This window comes from Vibrio fortis (assembly GCF_000695685.1).
In the GTDB taxonomy this organism is placed as follows: Bacteria; Pseudomonadota; Gammaproteobacteria; order Enterobacterales; family Vibrionaceae; genus Vibrio; species Vibrio fortis_A.
The window spans coordinates 81,520-99,677 of the sequence record NZ_JFFR01000003.1; the positions used below are offsets into that span (position 1 = coordinate 81,520).

22 protein-coding genes and 2 tRNA genes are annotated in these 18,158 nt (G+C 45.7%); 19 read left to right on the plus strand and 5 right to left on the minus strand.

What is annotated here, in order from left to right; all coding sequences use genetic code 11:
- Positions 1-27: 27 nt before the first annotated feature.
- On the plus strand, positions 28-531 hold the full coding sequence (locus VFDL14_RS17685; RefSeq protein WP_032549838.1) for a SprT family zinc-dependent metalloprotease: 504 nt from the start codon (positions 28-30) through the stop codon (positions 529-531).
- Positions 532-621: 90 nt separating this feature from the next.
- Positions 622-1,353 carry an endonuclease gene (locus VFDL14_RS17680; RefSeq protein WP_032549840.1) on the plus strand — a complete coding sequence of 244 codons (732 nt, stop codon included), beginning with the start codon at positions 622-624 and terminating at the stop codon, positions 1,351-1,353.
- 80 nt (positions 1,354-1,433) lie between these two features.
- On the opposite strand, the gene VFDL14_RS17675 is transcribed toward VFDL14_RS17680, so the two are convergent.
- The gene (locus VFDL14_RS17675; RefSeq protein WP_050487340.1) at positions 1,434-2,774 is read right to left on the minus strand and encodes a hypothetical protein; all 1,341 of its coding nucleotides are present in this window, start codon (positions 2,772-2,774) and stop codon (positions 1,434-1,436) included.
- Between the two features lie 194 nt (positions 2,775-2,968).
- Between VFDL14_RS17675 and rsmE the strand changes: the two genes are divergently transcribed.
- The 5 genes from rsmE (at position 2,969) to VFDL14_RS24640 (ending at position 6,031) form a co-directional block, all read left to right on the plus strand.
- Complete coding sequence (gene rsmE / locus VFDL14_RS17670; protein WP_032549841.1) at positions 2,969-3,700, plus strand: 16S rRNA (uracil(1498)-N(3))-methyltransferase; 732 nt, start codon at positions 2,969-2,971, stop codon at positions 3,698-3,700.
- A gap of 13 nt (positions 3,701-3,713) precedes the next feature.
- Positions 3,714-4,664: a glutathione synthase gene (gene gshB, locus VFDL14_RS17665; protein WP_032549842.1), complete on the plus strand. Its 951-nt coding sequence runs from the start codon at positions 3,714-3,716 to the stop codon at positions 4,662-4,664.
- A 94-nt stretch (positions 4,665-4,758) separates the two neighbouring features.
- Complete coding sequence (locus VFDL14_RS17660; protein WP_032549843.1) at positions 4,759-5,322, plus strand: YqgE/AlgH family protein; 564 nt, start codon at positions 4,759-4,761, stop codon at positions 5,320-5,322.
- A gap of 31 nt (positions 5,323-5,353) precedes the next feature.
- Positions 5,354-5,776, plus strand: a complete 423-nt coding sequence (gene ruvX / locus VFDL14_RS17655) for a Holliday junction resolvase RuvX (protein ID WP_032549845.1) — start codon at positions 5,354-5,356, stop codon at positions 5,774-5,776.
- 96 nt (positions 5,777-5,872) lie between these two features.
- The gene (locus VFDL14_RS24640) at positions 5,873-6,031 is read left to right on the plus strand and encodes a hypothetical protein (RefSeq protein WP_167332341.1); all 159 of its coding nucleotides are present in this window, start codon (positions 5,873-5,875) and stop codon (positions 6,029-6,031) included.
- Positions 6,032-6,086: 55 nt separating this feature from the next.
- Here VFDL14_RS24640 and VFDL14_RS17650 read toward each other — a convergent pair whose 3' ends face one another.
- Positions 6,087-7,196 (minus strand): PilT/PilU family type 4a pilus ATPase, encoded by a 1,110-nt coding sequence (locus tag VFDL14_RS17650; protein WP_032549846.1) that lies wholly within the window; start codon positions 7,194-7,196, stop codon positions 6,087-6,089.
- A gap of 15 nt (positions 7,197-7,211) precedes the next feature.
- A complete protein-coding gene (locus VFDL14_RS17645) occupies positions 7,212-8,249 on the minus strand; it encodes a type IV pilus twitching motility protein PilT (protein ID WP_032549848.1) in 1,038 nt (345 codons plus the stop codon).
- A 26-nt stretch (positions 8,250-8,275) separates the two neighbouring features.
- Between VFDL14_RS17645 and VFDL14_RS17640 the strand changes: the two genes are divergently transcribed.
- Genes VFDL14_RS17640 through hemW form a run of 7 tightly spaced genes read left to right on the plus strand, consistent with a single transcriptional unit; the run spans position 8,276 to position 13,042 of the window.
- Positions 8,276-8,980, plus strand: a complete 705-nt coding sequence (locus VFDL14_RS17640; RefSeq protein WP_032549849.1) for a YggS family pyridoxal phosphate-dependent enzyme — start codon at positions 8,276-8,278, stop codon at positions 8,978-8,980.
- 56 nt (positions 8,981-9,036) lie between these two features.
- Positions 9,037-9,855 carry a pyrroline-5-carboxylate reductase gene (gene proC, locus VFDL14_RS17635; RefSeq protein ID WP_032549850.1) on the plus strand — a complete coding sequence of 273 codons (819 nt, stop codon included), beginning with the start codon at positions 9,037-9,039 and terminating at the stop codon, positions 9,853-9,855.
- A gap of 54 nt (positions 9,856-9,909) precedes the next feature.
- The gene (locus VFDL14_RS17630; RefSeq protein ID WP_032549851.1) at positions 9,910-10,467 is read left to right on the plus strand and encodes a YggT family protein; all 558 of its coding nucleotides are present in this window, start codon (positions 9,910-9,912) and stop codon (positions 10,465-10,467) included.
- Positions 10,467-10,757 carry a DUF167 family protein YggU gene (gene yggU, locus VFDL14_RS17625; protein WP_032549853.1) on the plus strand — a complete coding sequence of 97 codons (291 nt, stop codon included), beginning with the start codon at positions 10,467-10,469 and terminating at the stop codon, positions 10,755-10,757. Before VFDL14_RS17630 ends, yggU begins: the two co-directional genes overlap by 1 nt.
- 28 nt (positions 10,758-10,785) lie before the next feature.
- Positions 10,786-11,217 (plus strand): DUF4426 domain-containing protein, encoded by a 432-nt coding sequence (locus VFDL14_RS17620; RefSeq protein ID WP_032549854.1) that lies wholly within the window; start codon positions 10,786-10,788, stop codon positions 11,215-11,217.
- A gap of 38 nt (positions 11,218-11,255) precedes the next feature.
- Positions 11,256-11,855 carry an XTP/dITP diphosphatase gene (locus VFDL14_RS17615; RefSeq protein WP_032549855.1) on the plus strand — a complete coding sequence of 200 codons (600 nt, stop codon included), beginning with the start codon at positions 11,256-11,258 and terminating at the stop codon, positions 11,853-11,855.
- Positions 11,855-13,042 carry a radical SAM family heme chaperone HemW gene (hemW, locus tag VFDL14_RS17610; protein ID WP_032549856.1) on the plus strand — a complete coding sequence of 396 codons (1,188 nt, stop codon included), beginning with the start codon at positions 11,855-11,857 and terminating at the stop codon, positions 13,040-13,042. Before VFDL14_RS17615 ends, hemW begins: the two co-directional genes overlap by 1 nt.
- 247 nt (positions 13,043-13,289) lie before the next feature.
- Here hemW and glsB read toward each other — a convergent pair whose 3' ends face one another.
- Positions 13,290-14,210: a glutaminase B gene (gene glsB, locus VFDL14_RS17605; RefSeq protein WP_032549857.1), complete on the minus strand. Its 921-nt coding sequence runs from the start codon at positions 14,208-14,210 to the stop codon at positions 13,290-13,292.
- A 169-nt stretch (positions 14,211-14,379) separates the two neighbouring features.
- The gene (trmB, locus tag VFDL14_RS17600; RefSeq protein WP_032549858.1) at positions 14,380-15,099 is read right to left on the minus strand and encodes a tRNA (guanosine(46)-N7)-methyltransferase TrmB; all 720 of its coding nucleotides are present in this window, start codon (positions 15,097-15,099) and stop codon (positions 14,380-14,382) included.
- Between the two features lie 165 nt (positions 15,100-15,264).
- Between trmB and mutY the strand changes: the two genes are divergently transcribed.
- The 5 genes from mutY to VFDL14_RS17575 all read left to right on the plus strand — a co-directional run bounded on the left by mutY (position 15,265) and on the right by VFDL14_RS17575 (position 18,157).
- Positions 15,265-16,326 (plus strand): A/G-specific adenine glycosylase, encoded by a 1,062-nt coding sequence (mutY, locus tag VFDL14_RS17595; RefSeq protein WP_032549859.1) that lies wholly within the window; start codon positions 15,265-15,267, stop codon positions 16,324-16,326.
- Between the two features lie 28 nt (positions 16,327-16,354).
- Positions 16,355-16,627 carry an oxidative damage protection protein gene (locus tag VFDL14_RS17590; RefSeq protein ID WP_032549860.1) on the plus strand — a complete coding sequence of 91 codons (273 nt, stop codon included), beginning with the start codon at positions 16,355-16,357 and terminating at the stop codon, positions 16,625-16,627.
- A 69-nt stretch (positions 16,628-16,696) separates the two neighbouring features.
- Positions 16,697-17,830, plus strand: a complete 1,134-nt coding sequence (mltC, locus tag VFDL14_RS17585) for a membrane-bound lytic murein transglycosylase MltC (RefSeq protein ID WP_032549861.1) — start codon at positions 16,697-16,699, stop codon at positions 17,828-17,830.
- A gap of 103 nt (positions 17,831-17,933) precedes the next feature.
- Positions 17,934-18,009 (plus strand) — tRNA-Phe (locus tag VFDL14_RS17580).
- Between the two features lie 75 nt (positions 18,010-18,084).
- A tRNA-Thr gene (locus VFDL14_RS17575) sits at positions 18,085-18,157 on the plus strand.
- The last annotated feature ends 1 nt before the right edge of the window (position 18,158 follow it).

Sequence of the window (18,158 nt, forward strand, 5' to 3'; positions counted from 1 at the left end):
TAAGGCCTTTTGTTTGGAGTCTCACTTTTGTCGTCTTACAGCCCATTACACCATCGTGCCAACAAGAAATTGGCTGAGTGTATTCACATTGCAAACTCGCACTTCTCTCGCCAATTTCAAATTCCAAAGCTGACTTACCAAGTACGAGGAAAAGCCGCGGGCAAAGCTTATCTTCAACTTAATGAGATACGTCTAAATTCGGTGCTGTTCAATGAAAATCAAGACGCCTTTATTGAGGAAGTGATCCCTCATGAGATAGCACACCTCATTACTCACCAAGTCTTTGGTCGCGTTAAGCCTCATGGTAAAGAGTGGCAGTATGTAATGGAGCAAGTGTTCAAGGTGCCAGCAAAGACCACGCATAGCTTTTCGGTGGACTCAGTACAAGGAAAGACATTCGAATACAACTGCGGCTGTACCCTCTACCCACTGACCATCCGCCGTCATAATAAAGTGCAGCGCAATCAGGCAAGCTACCGCTGTCAGCAGTGCAAGCAGCTTCTCACTTTCACCGGTAAACAGCTCAGCTAAGCACAATAAAGCCAGCCATAAAATGTAATAGAGTAAAGTGTCATTTGAGTGCTAGACTGATAATTATCATACTTTTATCAGTCTTTTCGCATGAAAAAATCACCTTCAAAAGCATTTGGCCTACTGGTGTCTTTTTGCTTTTCAATACTATTTGGCCTACTGGTAACCCAAAGCGTTTTCGCCGCGCCGCCAAGCTCTTTTTCCAAAGCAAAACGGGAAGCCGTAAAGATCTACCTTGACCACCCCACTTCTTTCTATTGTGGTTGTGACATTACTTGGAAGGATAAAAAGAAAGGGGTCCCTGACCTTGAAGGTTGCGGCTATGAAGTCAGGAAACAGCAGAAGCGAGCTTCTCGCATTGAGTGGGAGCATGTGGTGCCTGCATGGCAATTCGGCCACCAGCGTCAGTGTTGGCAGAATGGCGGTCGTAAGAACTGCACCCGCAATGACAAGGTCTTCAAATCAATGGAAGCAGACCTCCACAACCTAACTCCCGCGATCGGTGAAGTGAATGGTGATCGCTCTAACTACAACTTCAGCCAATGGAATGGTGTTGATGGCGTTAGCTACGGCCAATGTGAGATGCAGGTTAACTTCAAACAGCGCAAGGTTATGCCACCCGATCGCGCCAAAGGTTCAATTGCGCGTACCTACCTGTACATGAGCAGAGAATACGGCTTCAAGCTATCGAAACAACAAACCAACCTAATGATGGCGTGGAATAAGCAATTCCCTGTCGATGAATGGGAGTGTACTCGTGATGAACGTATTTTCCGCATTCAAGGTAACCATAACCCATTCGTTTATGAGAGCTGTAAGTAAGTGAACGATTGAATATTGTTAGAAAAGTACCCACAGAAACAACAAAAGGCTCTTTAAAATTAAAGAGCCTTGGTCGCTAATTAGTGTTCAAAATCTTCCAGGTAGCGCAAGTCATCAATGACGACTGTGTTGTCTTCCCACTGTACAGAGCGAGAAGCGGCCATCACGCCTGATTGGCGGCTATCACACCAACCTGTTCCCTGCGCAAACGCACTTGGGTTATCTGGTAAGTTCTCAAGCTCCATGCGAATGTCAGCGCTAGACTTGCTCAAGATTCTATTAGCCACAAATACGGCTCTGTCTTGAACACCTTGATCTGACAATCGAGAACGTTGTCCCCATTGGATCTTCCATTCATCACATGACGGATTGCTTGATTGCGGAATGCTCACAAACGCAAAATCAGAGATCGCATTGTATTTCTTATACATCATGTACGCTTCAAACAGCATCGCGACATCTTCCGCTGGATGCGAATAAGAGTAGAATGCAGCGGCCTTATCACCTGCGAACTCCATACCAGCGGCTTCACCGGTCAAATTGCGGACATCATCGGTCATCGCCTTACCACGAAACGCTACTTGTGCTGCGTCTCTCAATGTTGTTGAGGTTAACGGATTGCTATCAAACAAATCTCGATTCAATGTCTGTAGTTTCTGAAGGTAAGTAGAGATAGTGCCTGAGTCTGGCGTTTGTATTAAATCACTTGCCGGTAAAAAGTCATTGGCATGAGCTAACTCATGCGCCAACAATCGAAACAGCCCTGGCGCAACGTGCTCAGATCCCCGTTGATAGTTTGTCGCTGCATTGTATGTATTTGAATAGGTCACGTAATTGTAAGAGTTTTGCTCAACGTAACGCTGCGCCTTGTCGAACTTAAACTCTGTTTGGAAGTTCTTACGGTAATCATCTTGTCGGTAAATAGAATCCCATTCATTCTTCGTACGCCACACATACCTCGGGTCAATATACATTGATGCCGTAGCAGTATTGTAAAAAGATGGGCGCACATCATAACTGAGCACGATACTGTTAAGTGGTTTAAACAGGTTGAGTAGATCCTGGTCGTTAATTTCTCGCAGTGCTGCAATAAAGCTCTCAGCCATCCATGAGTGTGAAACGACCAACCGACTTTCAATCTGCTCAATCGTGACATCTGTACCATCGACCCCGATAGGTTGAATAACCGATAAATCACAAGAGCGCTTTTCTAAAAATGCCTTAGCACAATCAACAATATCAGACGATGAAGAAGTGGATGTGACTGTCGAAACCGACGTTAAAGAAGGCGTACCATTCACATTAGGTGAAGCAATGCTCGCAGGGGCATCTGATGACGAGCCAGAGCCTCCCCCACAGCCAACCAACAGTGCGCTAATAATAGAGCCTGCTAAGATAGAACGTTTTTTCATTTGCAACATAAATAAGCCTAGTTTTAATTATATTTATTTTCAATCACTTGGATTCTATTCCTCAAGTTTATAAATTACAAATCGTCCCCCTTAAACTTCGGATAGCACGCCTATTTATGCCAACCACTTGTTTTTTCTTCACTGCGCATCCATGTTAGGCTGAGACACTAAACCCCAGATAAACAATTTACAGGTCAACCAACATGAGAATCCCTCGAATTCACCACCCTGAACCCATTCAACAATTAGGTTCTCTCGCACTTGGCGAGGATGCTGCGGGGCATGTTGGACGCGTATTGCGCATGAAAGAGGGCCAAGAAGTCCTGCTTTTTGATGGTAGCGGAGCTGAGTTTCCGGCTGAGATCACCGAAGTGTCGAAGAAGAATGTGACGGTTAACGTAACAGAGCGTATTGAGCGCAGCAGTGAGTCACCACTCGACCTGCACCTTGGTCAGGTTATCTCTCGCGGCGATAAGATGGAATTCACCATCCAAAAATCGGTAGAGCTTGGCGTAAACACCATTACCCCACTCATCTCTGAGCGCTGCGGCGTGAAGCTTGATGCGAAACGCTTCGAGAAAAAGCTAGCGCAGTGGCAGAAGATCGCAATTGCTGCTTGTGAACAGTGCGGTCGAAACACTGTACCTGTGATTCGCCCTATCATGCAGCTCGAAGAGTGGTGTAGTGAGCCAAGCGAAGCACTAAAGCTAAACCTACACCCTAGAGCAAAGTACTCAATCAATACTCTGCCAGAACCTATCAACAAGGTTCGCCTATTGATCGGCCCAGAAGGTGGCTTGTCAGCTGAAGAGATCAGCATGACAGAACAATACAAATTTGAAGAGACGCTACTTGGTCCACGTGTTCTACGTACAGAGACTGCGGCTCTAACTGCAATTACAGCTTTACAAGTTCGTTTCGGCGATCTTGGTTAAACGGAGAAAAATAATGATCAAACTCGGTATTGTGATGGACCCTATTTCGTCCATCAACATCAAAAAAGACTCTAGCTTTGCCATGATGCTTGAAGCGCAACGCCGCGGCTACGAAATCCATTACATGGAGATGAATGATCTTCACCTCGATCAAGGTGTTGCAATTGCCGACACTAAGGTTGTTGAACTGAAAGAAGATCCAAACGGCTGGTATGAATTCAAATCAGAACAAACAATTGCCTTGGCTGATTTAGATGCGGTTCTAATGCGCAAAGATCCTCCGTTTGATACTGAGTACATCTATGCGACTTACATCCTTGAGCGTGCAGAAGAGAACGGCGCGCTAATCGTCAACAAACCGCAAAGCCTTCGTGATTGTAACGAAAAGCTGTTCACAGCATGGTTCCCAGAACTAACGCCAACCACTATCGTTACGCGTAAAGCGGAAAAGATTAAAGAGTTCCGTGAGAAGCATGGTGATGTGATTCTTAAGCCTCTTGATGGCATGGGTGGTGCGTCTATCTTCCGAGTTAAAGAAGGCGATCCAAACGTATCTGTGATCATTGAGACGCTGACTAACCACGGCCAAAACTACGCGATGGCTCAAACTTTCGTTCCAGACATCAGCAATGGTGATAAGCGTATTCTTGTAGTGGATGGTGAACCAATGCCTTACTGCTTAGCGCGCATCCCTGCGAAAGGCGAAACTCGTGGTAACCTAGCCGCAGGTGGTACAGGTGAAGCACGTCCTCTTAGCGAGACTGACTGGGCAATTGCTAAAGCAGTCGCTCCAACTCTGAAAGAGAAAGGACTGATTTTTGTTGGCCTTGATGTGATTGGTGATAAGCTAACAGAGATCAACGTAACCAGCCCAACTTGTATTCGTGAAATTGAAGGTGCCTTCGATATCTCGATTACCGGTAAGCTAATGGATGCGATTGAACGCCGCATTAGCGCAAAATAACCTAAGCTAATAATTAGACAATAATATTAGCTGACTGAGTTAGCATGAGAGCGGCGACCAAGCCGCTCCTTTTTCCTTTAGAGCAGGAGGTACTATGAATCTCACTAACCATTTTCTGGTCGCAATGCCTGGAATGAAAGATCCTTACTTCCAAAACTCAGTGATCTACCTTTGTGAGCACAACGACGAAGGAGCAATGGGGCTGATGATTAACGCTCCCATTAATGTCACTGTAGGCAATATGCTCAAGCAAGTTGAAATCGACGCGACTCAGCCTAAGTTGAATCAAGCCAGTTTAGACAAACCCGTCTTGAGTGGCGGCCCTGTTGCTGAAGACAGAGGCTTTATTCTGCACAAGCCCAACGGCAACTACCAATCTAGCATCAGCATGACGGATCAGCTCTCTGTCACGACATCACGTGATATTCTTACGGTTCTCGGCACTGAGGATGAACCTCAACACTATCTTGTGGCTTTAGGCTACGCAGGTTGGGAGCCAGGACAGCTAGAGACAGAACTGACTGAGAACTCTTGGCTGACTGTTGAGGCCGACCCTAAGGTCATATTTGACACCCCTATCGCAGAACGTTGGAAGGTCGCAGTTCAGATGCTCGGAATCAACGCGGCACAACTGTCGGCAGAATCTGGTCACGCATAACCTTTATCCATCTCATCAATTTGGAAACACTATGTCACGTACAATTATGGCATTCGATTACGGTACAAAAAGTATCGGTAGCGCTATTGGTCAAGAAATCACAGGCACAGCTAGCCCACTAAAAGCCTTTAAAGCGAAAGATGGCATCCCAAATTGGGACGATATTGAAAAGCAGATCAAAGAGTGGCAACCCGACCTCATTGTTGTTGGGTATCCAACAGACCTTCATGGCAAAGAGCTGGAGACCATTACCCCGCGAGCAAAGAAATTTGCTAACCGCCTAAAGGGACGTTTTGGTGTTGATGTTGAACTGCATGATGAAAGACTATCGACGGCTGAAGCGCGCGCTGAACTGTTTGACATGGGTGGCTACAAAGCCTTGAGTAAAGGCAATGTTGATAACCAATCTGCTGTAGTAATTCTAGAAAGCTGGTTTGAAGCACAATATTCTTAGCAAAAATTAAGTGGTCAATAATTCGACCTTTTTGTGATCTCGCTCTTAATTCATGACGTAGTACTGGTGCTATTCATAGTCAAAGTGGGAGTTCACATGAAAGTTTTTCTAGTAATCTTTGCCGCTCTAACCATTTCTGCTTGCAGCTCATTAACCAGCTCAGCAGGCTACAGCGGTAACCAATACCCTGAAAAAATAAAGCTTGAGAAAGAGAGAGGTTATTCCTCTGACAACCGCAGTTTTTCACATAATTAAGCTTTCTCAAACTCAAAGATTTCAAAGCCCTGAACACGTTCAGGGCTTTTGTTATTTATCCCATGTCTATCTTAACGCCAGCCAGAGAGCCACCGCCGTAATCATCGTCACCGCGTTGTGTTTTCAACATCAATCGCAGGTCGTTAGCCGAATCGGCACTGTGGAATGCATCCTCTTCACTGATTTTCCCTGCAACAACTAAGTCATACAACGCTTGATCGAAAGTCTGCATACCAATCTCTTTCGACTTTGCCATGGTTGCTTTGAGCTCATGCAAATCACCACGACGAATAAGATCTGACACACGTGGGCTGTTGAGTAAAATCTCAAACACACCGTGACGACCATTGCCATTTTTGTCTCGTATGAGCTGTTGTGCAACAACTCCACGCAGGTTCATCGACAAATCAAACAAGAACTGCTCTTTCTGCTCTTTCGGCACCAAATGAAGAATACGTTCTAAAGCTTGGTTAGCATTATTCGCATGCAGAGTGGCCATACATAAGTGCCCCGTCTCAGCAAAAGTCATTGCGTATTCCATGGTTTCACGGCTTCGAATCTCACCAATCAAGATCATATCGGGAGCTTGACGTAACGAGTTCTTGAGCGCAACTTCGTAGCTCTCTGTATCTAAGCCCACCTCACGCTGGGTGACAATGCACTTCTTGTGCTCATGCACAAACTCAATCGGATCTTCCACCGTAAGAATATGACCTGAACGATTGTTGTTACGATAACCCGTCATTGCCGCCATTGACGTCGACTTACCAGAACCTGTTGCACCAACCACCAGCACAAGGCCGCGTTTAGCGATTGAAAGGTCCTGTAGAACATCAGGGAGCTTTAATTGCTCAAAGGTTGGGATGTTGGTTTCAATACGACGAATCACTGCACCTGGCAGTTCTCGCTGAAAGAAAGCACTGACACGAAAGCGCCCACCGTCTCGAACAATGGCAAAGTTCGCCTCACGCGTTTGGCGATACTCATCACGTCGCTCTTGATCCATCATTGCGTCTAGCAGCTGCGCCACTTGAGCGGCATTGAGAACTTCACCTTGTGGGCGCAGCTCTCCATCGACGCGAAACAACACTGGCGCATCAACCGTGATATAAAGATCGGACGCCTTTTGCGACAGCATCCCCTCAAGGATCTGATTTAATTCCATTATCAATACCTTTGATTAAAACAGTGCTGTTTCTATCTCAATTTTCTTTTGGACTTCATCTGAGTCAACCACGCCTTGAGCAATCAACTGTTTGGCATTTTGCTCCATAGTCTGCATACCATGCGCGGCACCTGTTTGAATGATTGAATACATCTGAGCGACCTTGTCCTCACGAATCAAGTTACGAATAGCAGGCGTTGCCATCATAATCTCATGACAAGCGACACGTCCTCCGCCGACTCGTTTCAGTAGCTTCTGAGCAATCACCGATCGCAAAGATTCCGATAGCATTGAGCGCACCATGTCCTTATCGCTACCAGGGAAGACATCAATGATACGGTCAATGGTTTTAGCCGCAGAGCTAGTATGCAGTGTACCAAACACCAGGTGACCGGTTTCAGCCGCTGTTAGGGCTAGGCTGATTGTCTCTTGGTCACGTAGCTCACCCACTAAGATAACGTCTGGGTCTTCACGCAGTGCACTGCGCAGCGCTGCTTTAAAGCTGTGAGTATCACGATGAACCTCTCGCTGGTTCACTAGGCACTTATTGTTGGTATGAACAAATTCGATAGGGTCTTCAATGGTAAGAATGTGTTTGTTGTGGTTACGGTTTACATAATCAACCATCGCCGCCAGTGTGGTCGACTTACCAGAGCCTGTTGGGCCAGTGACCAAAACCAAACCTTTCTCAAAGTTAGCTATCTTTTCAAAGATATCAGGAGCACCTAACTGATCGAGCGTCGGGATATCAACAGGGATGGTTCGAAACACCGCAGAGCAACCACGCGACTGGTTAAAGGCATTCACACGGAAACGGCCAACATTCGGCAACTCAAATGAAAAGTCCACTTCCAGCTTCTCTTCAAACTCACTGCGCTGTGAATCGTTCATGATCTCAAAAACCAAACGATGAACATCAGCATGGCTCAAAGCCGGTATTCCAAGCTTCCTAACTTCACCATCTATACGTACCATTGGAGATACACCCGCAGAAAGATGTAGATCTGACGCGTTATGCTTTACACTAAAATCCAGTAACTCAGTGATATCCATTTATTTTCCCTTAAGTAAAGTCAGCTATGAGTAGTATTCAACAAAATATCGAGCAAATCACCTCGCAGATTAGAACTGCAGAGAAAAAATGTGGCCGAACGCCAGAGTCGGTGCAACTTTTAGCCGTTAGTAAAACAAAACCGAATGACGCGATCCTTGAAGCGGCACTCGGAGGACAGGTTGCCTTTGGTGAAAACTACGTTCAAGAAGGTGTTGATAAAGTAAAACACTTTTCAGAACAACATTCTAACCTTAATTTAGAGTGGCATTTTATTGGACCAATTCAATCCAATAAAACGCGACCGATTGCAGAAAACTTCCAGTGGGTACACTCGGTTGAGCGCGATAAAATTGCCCAACGCTTAAACGATCAGCGTCCTGCAGGCCAAGAACCACTTCAAGTCCTTATTCAAGTTAATACCAGTGGTGAAGACTCTAAATCAGGAACCGATGAAGAATCAGTTTTTGCATTGGCGGAGTTGATTTCATCACTTCCCAACCTCACTTTAAGAGGATTGATGTCAATTCCTGCTAACGTGTCAGATTATGAATCGCAACTTGCTGCATTTAATCAGCTCTCAAGCCTGCAGCAAAAGCTCAGCTCCAAATACGACAATATAGATACACTATCTATGGGGATGAGCGGAGACATGGAAGCGGCCGTTGAGGCAGGAAGTACCATGGTACGTATCGGTACCGCTATTTTTGGTGCACGCAATTACGCAAAATAGTTTAATCGTATTATCTCATCAGCCTTCAACTGGCGATGAAGCTCAGGATTGTATATATGGAACATAAGAACATCGCCTTTATCGGCGCAGGCAACATGGTACGTTCTATCGTGGCGGGTTTAGTCGCGAGTGGTTACCCTGCTGATAAAATTACCGCGACAGCACCATCAGAAACGCGCAGAATACCGCTTGAAAAAGATTACGGTATTAATACAACCAGTAACAATATCGACGCAGCCACGCAGGCTGACGTAGTGGTACTCTCCGTAAAACCACAAATGATGGAAGAGGTGTGCAAGCCACTGCAGCAGGTCGACTTTGGCAACAAACTTGTTATCTCAATTGCAGCAGGTATCAACGCGGCTCGATTTGATGAAATGTTAGACTCTTCACTGAGCCTTGTTCGAGTGATGCCAAACACGCCATCGCTAGTTGGCAAAGGCATGAGTGGTTTGTTTGCCAATGCCAAAGCGACAGAAGACGATAAAACCTTTGCTGCACAGCTGATGCAAGCGGTTGGCAAAGTCACTTGGGTTGAGCAAGAGTCTGGGATTAACAACATCATTGCCGCTGCAGGTAGTGCTCCAGCTTACTTCTTCCTATTTATGGAAGCGATGCAAGCGGAAGCCATTAAACAAGGTTTTACGCCTGAAACGGCACGCCAATTAGTTCAGCAATCGGCACTCGGTGCAGCAGAAATGGTTGTCGCAAACCCTGACACTGAACTTTCTACATTGCGTGAACAAGTGACATCTAAGGGCGGCACAACAGCTGAAGCTCTGCGCACCTTTAATGAGAATCACCTATCAGAGATTGTTGCCAAAGCGATGCAAGCCGCGGTAGCAAGAGCTGAAGAGATGGAAAAACTATTTTAAGAACAGCATAGCGATCACTGGATCGCTATGAATTACTCCGAAAAAGGAACCTATATGAACTCGATGAGCTTTTTGATCTCGACCCTTTTTGATCTCTATATCATGGTGGTGATCTTACGTATTTGGTTGCAAGCATCACGTGCTGACTTCTACAACCCGTTCTCACAATTCATCGTAAAAGCTACTCAACCAGTTGTAGCACCACTGCGTCGTGTCATTCCATCGATCGGTAGCATTGATATGGCGACAGTATTGTTTGCCTATGCATTGTGCGTACTGAAGTTTGTTGCTCTTAACCTGATCATCTCAGGTGGCGCTGCCGTATTTGATATCAGCTTCCTAATATTTGGGGCTCTTTCACTACTGAAAGCTGCAGGTGGCTTACTATTCTGGGTACTATTGATCCGTGCAATCCTAAGCTGGGTTAGCCAAGGTCGTAGCCCAATTGAGTATGTATTCCATCAACTAACAGAGCCAATGCTAATCCCGGTCCGCCGCATTCTTCCTGATATGGGTGGTTTCGACCTTAGCGTGTTAGTACTGTTTATTGTTCTGCAGTTTGCTAACTTCTTGATGGGTGATCTAGTTGGCCCTATCTGGTTCCAACTATAATGTCAGTGGCCGTTTGGAGAGAGGAAGATGACATTCTTCTGCGGCTCTACATCCAACCCAAAGCAAGCCGAGACAAGATTATCGGCTTGCATGGTGAAGAGTTAAAAGTCGCCATCACAGCACCGCCTGTTGATGGCAAAGCCAATGCCCATCTAACCAAGTATCTGTCGAAGCAATTTAAAGTCGCTAAAGGGCTGGTTAAGATCGAAAAGGGCGAGTTAGGTAGACATAAACAAGTTCGAATATGTTCCCCTAGCCAAATACCGAATGAAATTGAAGCCATCTTGTGATGGCTTTTTGCTATTTATTGGAGTCATTATGCGTTTATGGATTACAGCACTACTTACAAGCTTGATTGCACTGCCAACTTGGGCGGGACAATTTAAAAACATCAAAGACGTTGAGGTACATTATTCTGCTTTCAACTCAACATTCCTAACCGCTCAAGTAGCTAAGCAGTATCAGTTAAAACGAAACGGCTACTCAGCTATTTTAAACATCAGCATTCTGGATACTTCTGCACTAGGCAAACCCGCTACGACTGCTAAAATCTCTGGAACTGCAAGAAACCTAGTCGGCAACACTCGAACTTTGGAGTTTCGTGAAATCAAAGAAGGCGATGCGATTTACTATCTCGCAGAGTTTCCAATCACACACGAAGAGAACATCACCTTTGATATCGATGTTAACTCTGGCCTAAAAGGCGCTGGCCCGCTTCGTTTTACCCAAAAATTTTATGTTGAAGAATAATCTCTTCACTTTCACTATTTAAATTTAGAGTTACCCCAATGAATAAGATCGTTCTAGCTACAGGCAATCAAGGCAAAGTTCGCGAAATGGCAGATCTGCTGTCTGACTTCGGCTTTGAAGTTTTAGCACAAAGTGAATTCAACGTATCTGAGGTTGCAGAAACCGGAACTACCTTCATCGAAAATGCGATCATTAAAGCGCGTCATGCAGCCAAAGAAACAGGGCGTGCAGCCATTGCGGATGACTCAGGTCTAGAGGTTGACTACCTAAAAGGCGCACCGGGAATATACTCAGCGCGCTACGCTGGCGAAGATGCATCAGATCAAGAGAACTTAGAGAAGCTTCTAAAGGCGATGGAAGGTGTGCCAGAAGCCGAGCGTACCGCCCGCTTCCACTGTGTTCTAGTATTAATGCGTCACGAAAACGATCCAACACCTATCGTTTGTCACGGCAAATGGGAAGGCCGTATCCTAAATGAAGCGCATGGCGACAACGGCTTCGGTTACGACCCTATCTTCTTCGTACCTGAAGACAATTGTGCCTCAGCAGAGCTTGAACCAACACGTAAAAAGCAGCTATCTCATCGTGGTAAAGCTCTGACTACACTGTTCAAAACGCTAAAAGAGCAAGCTCAGTAATGAGTCAAGCGACACTGATTCCACCAGCTCTGAGTCTGTATGTTCACATCCCGTGGTGTGTGCAGAAGTGCCCATACTGCGACTTTAATTCGCATGCGCTAAAAGCCGACATACCGGAGAACGAATATATTGATGCCCTGCTTGAGGATCTTGATACCGATATTGAAAGATATCACCTCAACCAGTCACCGAGACCCCTACACTCGATCTTTATTGGCGGTGGAACACCGAGCTTATTCTCCCCTCAAGGTATCGAGCGAATGCTTAAAGGGATTGAGCAACGTATCCCGTTTAAGGCTGACATCGAGATCACCATGGAGGCAAACCCAGGTACCATCGAGGCGGAACGTTTTGCCGGTTATCGAGAGGCTGGAGTCACACGTATCTCAGTTGGTGTTCAAAGCTTTGAGCAAGAGAAACTAGAGCGATTGGGACGAATCCACGGTCAAGATGAAGCGATCAATGCGGCTCATCTTGCACATAAGATCGGTCTAAACAGCTTTAATCTCGATCTTATGCATGGCTTGCCGGATCAGAGTATTGAACAAGCTCTGGCGGATCTTGATAAGGCGATCGAACTCGATCCGCCGCATCTATCTTGGTATCAGCTCACTATTGAGCCTAATACCATGTTCTACTACAAGCCACCTACGCTGCCAGACGATGATGACCTATGGGATATCTTCGAGCTAGGGCATAAGAAGCTCGCCGAAGCAGGTTATGTGCAATACGAGATCTCAGGCTACAGCAAGCCGGGCTATCAATGTCAGCACAACCTCAACTACTGGCGCTTTGGTGACTACCTCGGCATCGGTTGTGGCTCTCACGGTAAGCTGAGCTTTAGCGATGGTAGGATCGTACGCACCACTAAGGTTAAACACCCTAGAGGCTATCTCGCTGCATATCAGAACCTTGCTAAGCCTTATCTTTCGGATGAATTTGAGGTCGCTAATGAAGATAGGCCATTTGAATTCTTTATGAACCGCTTTCGATTAATGGAAGCATGCCCAAAACAAGATTTCTTGGATACGACAGGGCTGGGCTTTGAAGCGGTTCAAGAGACCATCAACTGGGCTATTGACCTAGGCTACTTGCAAGAGACAGAGACGCATTGGCAAATTACCGAAAAAGGTAAATTGTTCCTCAATGACCTGTTAGAAGCGTTTATGGCAGAAGAAGACGAGTAGTTCGAGATTGAAAGGGTTGGCTTTAGGGTCAACCCTTTTCTAATTTGCGCGAAGAAAAAAACAGATTCCCGACTACGCTCCTTCGTCGCTATCGGGAATGACGGCAAATATTGTCACTGATGATCAGAACACTAGCTTAACCCGTCATCCCCAAGAACAAGGAACGAGTGAGTTGGGGATCTCTAAACTCCACCACAGCGAAGCGCTCTATAGGACGAAGTCCGTGCTCGCACCTCGCATCTATCTTCTAAAAAATCGAGCGACCAATGCGTTCTGAAAGCAGTTCAAGAGCCTTAGTACCGGCCAATGAGTTACCTGAAGGATCAAGCTCCGGAGACCACACAGCAATCGTCATCTCGCCCGGTACGATAGCGATGATGCCACCACCTACACCAGATTTACCCGGCATACCAACGCGATACGCAAATTCACCAGCACCGTCATACAATCCACAAGTCGCAAGCAATGCATTCAACTGTTTCGTTTGAGTTGGAGTAATCACCTGCTTCTGAGTCTGTACTGAAGTGCCTTTATTCGCTAGATAGCTAAAGGTCTTCGCCAAGTCGACACAAGTCATTTTAAGCGCACAAGCGTGGAAGTAGTTATTCAATACCGGAATCACTTGATTGTCGAAGTTACCAAATGCTCGCATCAAGTAAGCAATCGCCGCATTACGATCACTATGCATCATCTCTGAAGCCGCAACAACCTTGTCGTAGACGATATGCGTATCACCAGAGAGCTGACGTACAAACTCCAACAAACGCTGTCTTGGTGCAGATAGGCGACTGTGCAATAAGTCTGAAACCACGATCGCACCCGCATTGATAAACGGATTGCGCGGAATACCTTGCTCCATCTCTAGCTGAATCATCGAGTTAAACGCTTGGCCTGAAGGCTCTTTACCTACACGCTGCCAGATCTCTTCAGGCTTATAAAGCACCATGGCCAAGGTCAAGCTTAAGGCTTTAGAGATAGATTGAATAGAAAAGGCTTCTTCTGCGTCTCCCGCTTGGATCACCTCACCTTCATTGGTGTAAACGGCAATAGCAAGCTTTTGATTCGAGACTTTGGCCAGAGCCGGAATGTAGTCAGCCACTTTCCCTTGGCCAATTAAAGGGCGAACTTCTTCTAGAATCTCCGCCAAGATAGCTTGTGTCGGTTTCATGCTTGTGTACTTCTGTATTGTTATTCTTGTAGGGCTGGTGTCTCACACCATTGATTTATTCATCAGCTAAGGACAAAAAAGCCAACATTACAACAATGTTGGCTTTTATCAATACTACAAAGTGTAGGGGCAATCGCTCAGTACCTGAGCCGACTCACTTTGCTTTGAATTACTTAGTACGCTTGTACTTAATATCCCATACGCCGTGACCTAAACGGTGACCACGAGCTTCAAACTTAGTTAGCGGGCGCTCATCTGGACGAGGAATAAAATCACCCTCTTCTGCGATGTTCTCGAAGCCTGGAGCCGCGTTCATCACTTCGATCATGTGCTCTGCGTAGTTTTCCCAGTCAGTCGCCATGTGGAAGATACCTGTTTCAAGGTGTAGCTTCGCGCGAACCATCTCAGCAAACTCGGCTTTAACAATACGGCGCTTGTGGTGACGCGCTTTGTGCCATGGGTCTGGGAAGAATAGCTGTAGCGTATGAATGCTGCTATCTGGGATCATGTGCTCGAACACTTCAACCGCATCGTGACACATCACGCGTAGGTTAGTTACGCCAGCGTCGCGCGCAGTACCAAGACACGCACCTACACCAGGGCTGTGAACTTCGATACCTAAGAAGTTTTTCTCTGGTGCGTTCTTCGCCATTTCAACCAGTGATGCACCCATACCAAAGCCGATCTCTAGTACTACAGGGTTATCGTTACCGAAAACTTCTTTCCAATCTAGAAGTTCTGGGTTGTAGTCGATACCCATAGTTGGCCAACACTCGTTCATCGCGTTCTCTTGGCCTTTGGTTAAGCGGCCTTCGCGGCGAACAAAGCTGCGGATCTTACGAACCAGTTTGCCGTCTTCAGTATATTCGTTAGTGGTCACTTCACTCATTGATTTTTGCCTGCACATTGATTAATCAAAGCGGGGATTATCCAAAGAATTGCCTTCTGTGCAAGTCTTTCTGCTGATAAATTCCCACACAATTTGTCTGTTTTACATCCAACCACAAGTGTGGTGCAATTTCGTTTCTAATAATAGCAAAGCAATGAGCAAGTCGTGACTCCTTTCGCATCCGCCATATTAAAGTGGTATGACGCCTATGGGCGTAAAGAACTCCCATGGCAACAAAACAAAACCGCCTACTCCGTTTGGCTCTCTGAGATCATGCTCCAGCAGACGCAAGTCGCTACTGTGATCCCATATTACCAACGATTTCTGGAGCGCTTTCCAACCGTTATCGATCTTGCCAATGCAGAGCAAGATGAAGTGTTACACCTTTGGACCGGCCTTGGTTACTACGCAAGAGCGCGTAATCTACACAAAGCCGCAAAGATTGTTGCCACTGAGTATGGTGGAGAGTTTCCAACCGACATTGAAGAGATGAACGCCCTACCCGGCATTGGACGCTCAACCGCCGCAGCCGTTCTATCATCTGTCTATAAGCAGCCTCATGCGATTTTAGATGGCAACGTCAAACGAACCTTAGCAAGAAGTTTTGCCGTCGAAGGTTGGCCGGGGCAAAAAAAGATTGAAAATCAGCTTTGGGAACATGCTGAGTCAAATACTCCCAAACAAGATGTCGATAAGTACAACCAAGCTATGATGGATATGGGTGCTATGGTGTGTACTCGAAGCAAGCCGAAGTGCACGTTGTGCCCAATTGAATCGATGTGTGAGGCAAACAAGCTAGACCGTCAGCTCGACTTTCCGGGTAAGAAGCCCAAGAAAGAGAAGCCTGTAAAAGAGACTTGGTTTGTGATTCTTTATCACGACAATCAGGTTTGGTTGGAGCAACGACCGCAATCAGGCATCTGGGGAGGGCTGTTCTGTTTCCCTCAACATGAAAATCAGGAGATTGAACACCAACTCGACATCCGCTCGATTGGCTCAGCTTCTATAGAAAACCAAGAGACTCTAATTGCGTTTAGGCATACCTTTAGCCATTACCACTTAGATATCACCCCTGTCTTAGTAAAATTAGACAAACAACCAGATTTGATAATGGAAGGGACAAAGGGTCTCTGGTATAACTTATCAAAACCTGAAGAGATAGGCTTAGCTGCCCCTGTTAAGCAGCTATTAGAAAGTCTAACCTTTGAATTAAACGATCACGTTTAAACAGACGAATACGACAAGAGGAACCATTATGAGCCGCACTGTATTTTGTGCTCGCCTACAGAAAGATGCTGAAGGCTTAGATTTTCAACTTTACCCAGGTGACTTAGGTAAGCGTATTTTCGACAATATTTCTAAAGAAGCATGGGCACTATGGCAAAGCAAGCAGACCATGCTTATCAATGAAAAGAAGCTAAACATGATGGATCCTGAGCACAGAAAACTGCTTGAGACAGAAATGGTTAATTTCCTTTTCGAAGGTAAAGATGTCGTGATTGATGGCTACACGCCACCAAGCGAATAAGACATTTATTTACACCAAGTTTAATGACATCATGGTTCGCGCTGTGATGTCATTTTTGTATGAGGACCTATGAAAAAGCTGAGTTACTTCCTAGCGGCTATGCTACTTACCGGTTGTAGCCGAGAGTTCATTGAGAGCATTTATGACGTCAATTATGAACCGACCAACCGTTTTGCAGGCAACCTTGCCGAGCTACCGGGTCAATTCGAGAAAGATACAGGCGCACTCGATGCCCTCATCAATAGCTTCTCGGGTAACATCCAAAAACGTTGGGGCAGCAATGAAGTAAAGATTGCAGGTAAAAGTAACTATGTGAAATACATAGATAATTACTTGAGTCGTTCAGAAGTAAACTTCTCAAAAGGTTTGATTACCGTCGAAACAGTTTCATCGACAGAGCCGAAAAAGCACCTAAAAGATGCGATCATGACAACCTTGCTGACACCCGATGATCCAGCAAGTGTTGATCTATTCTCCTCTAAAAGCATCAAGCTAGAAGGCCAACCCTTCCTCTATAACCAAGTTGTTGATCAAGACAAAAAGCCCATTCAATGGACTTGGCGTGCCAATCGATTTGCTGACTACTTAATAGCAAACAACCTAAAAACGAAGAACGTCGACTTCAAAAAAGCCTACTACGTTGAGATCCCAATGGTGGCCGATCACGCGAGTAAGCGAAGCTATAAATACGCAGACATCGTTCAGCGTGCTTCAAAGCGCTATGACATCCCAGAAGATCTTATCTACGCCATCATCAAAACTGAGAGTAGCTTTAACCCCTACGCCGTTAGTTGGGCTAACGCCTATGGTTTGATGCAGGTCGTCCCTAAAACAGCTGGCCGCGATGTCTTTAAGCTGGTGAAAAATAAATCGGGTGAGCCTAGCCCTGAATATTTATTTAATCCAGAAAACAACATTGATGCAGGTACTGCGTATTTCTACATCCTTAAAAATCGCTACCTAAAAGACGTTCAACACCCGACCACCTTGGAGTACAGCATGATTTCTGCGTACAACGGAGGCACAGGAGGAGTGTTAAATACCTTTAGTCGCGATAGAAAGCGCGCAATGAATGACCTTAACTCTTTGCAACCTAATCAAGTTTATTGGGCATTAACCAAAAAGCATCCCAACAAAGAATCGCGTAGATACTTAGAAAAAGTAACAAAATTCAAAAAAGAGTTTAACCAAGGCAAAACCTAACCCTCACTTTTGAATAAAAAAACAACTAACGAACGTTTTTTTTAATTATTTTGAAAAAAGGTGTTGACGGTTATGCAGAAAATCCGTTTAATAGCGCTCCGTTGCCCGGATAGCTCAGTCGGTAGAGCAGAGGATTGAAAATCCTCGTGTCGGTGGTTCGATTCCGCCTCCGGGCACCACAATTTGATTTGTTGGTGTCAGCGCTTTTTAACAGGAAGCATTAACACGGACAAAAGCACAAAGAATATTAGTGTGCCGACTTAGCTCAGTAGGTAGAGCAACTGACTTGTAATCAGTAGGTCACCAGTTCGATTCCGGTAGTCGGCAC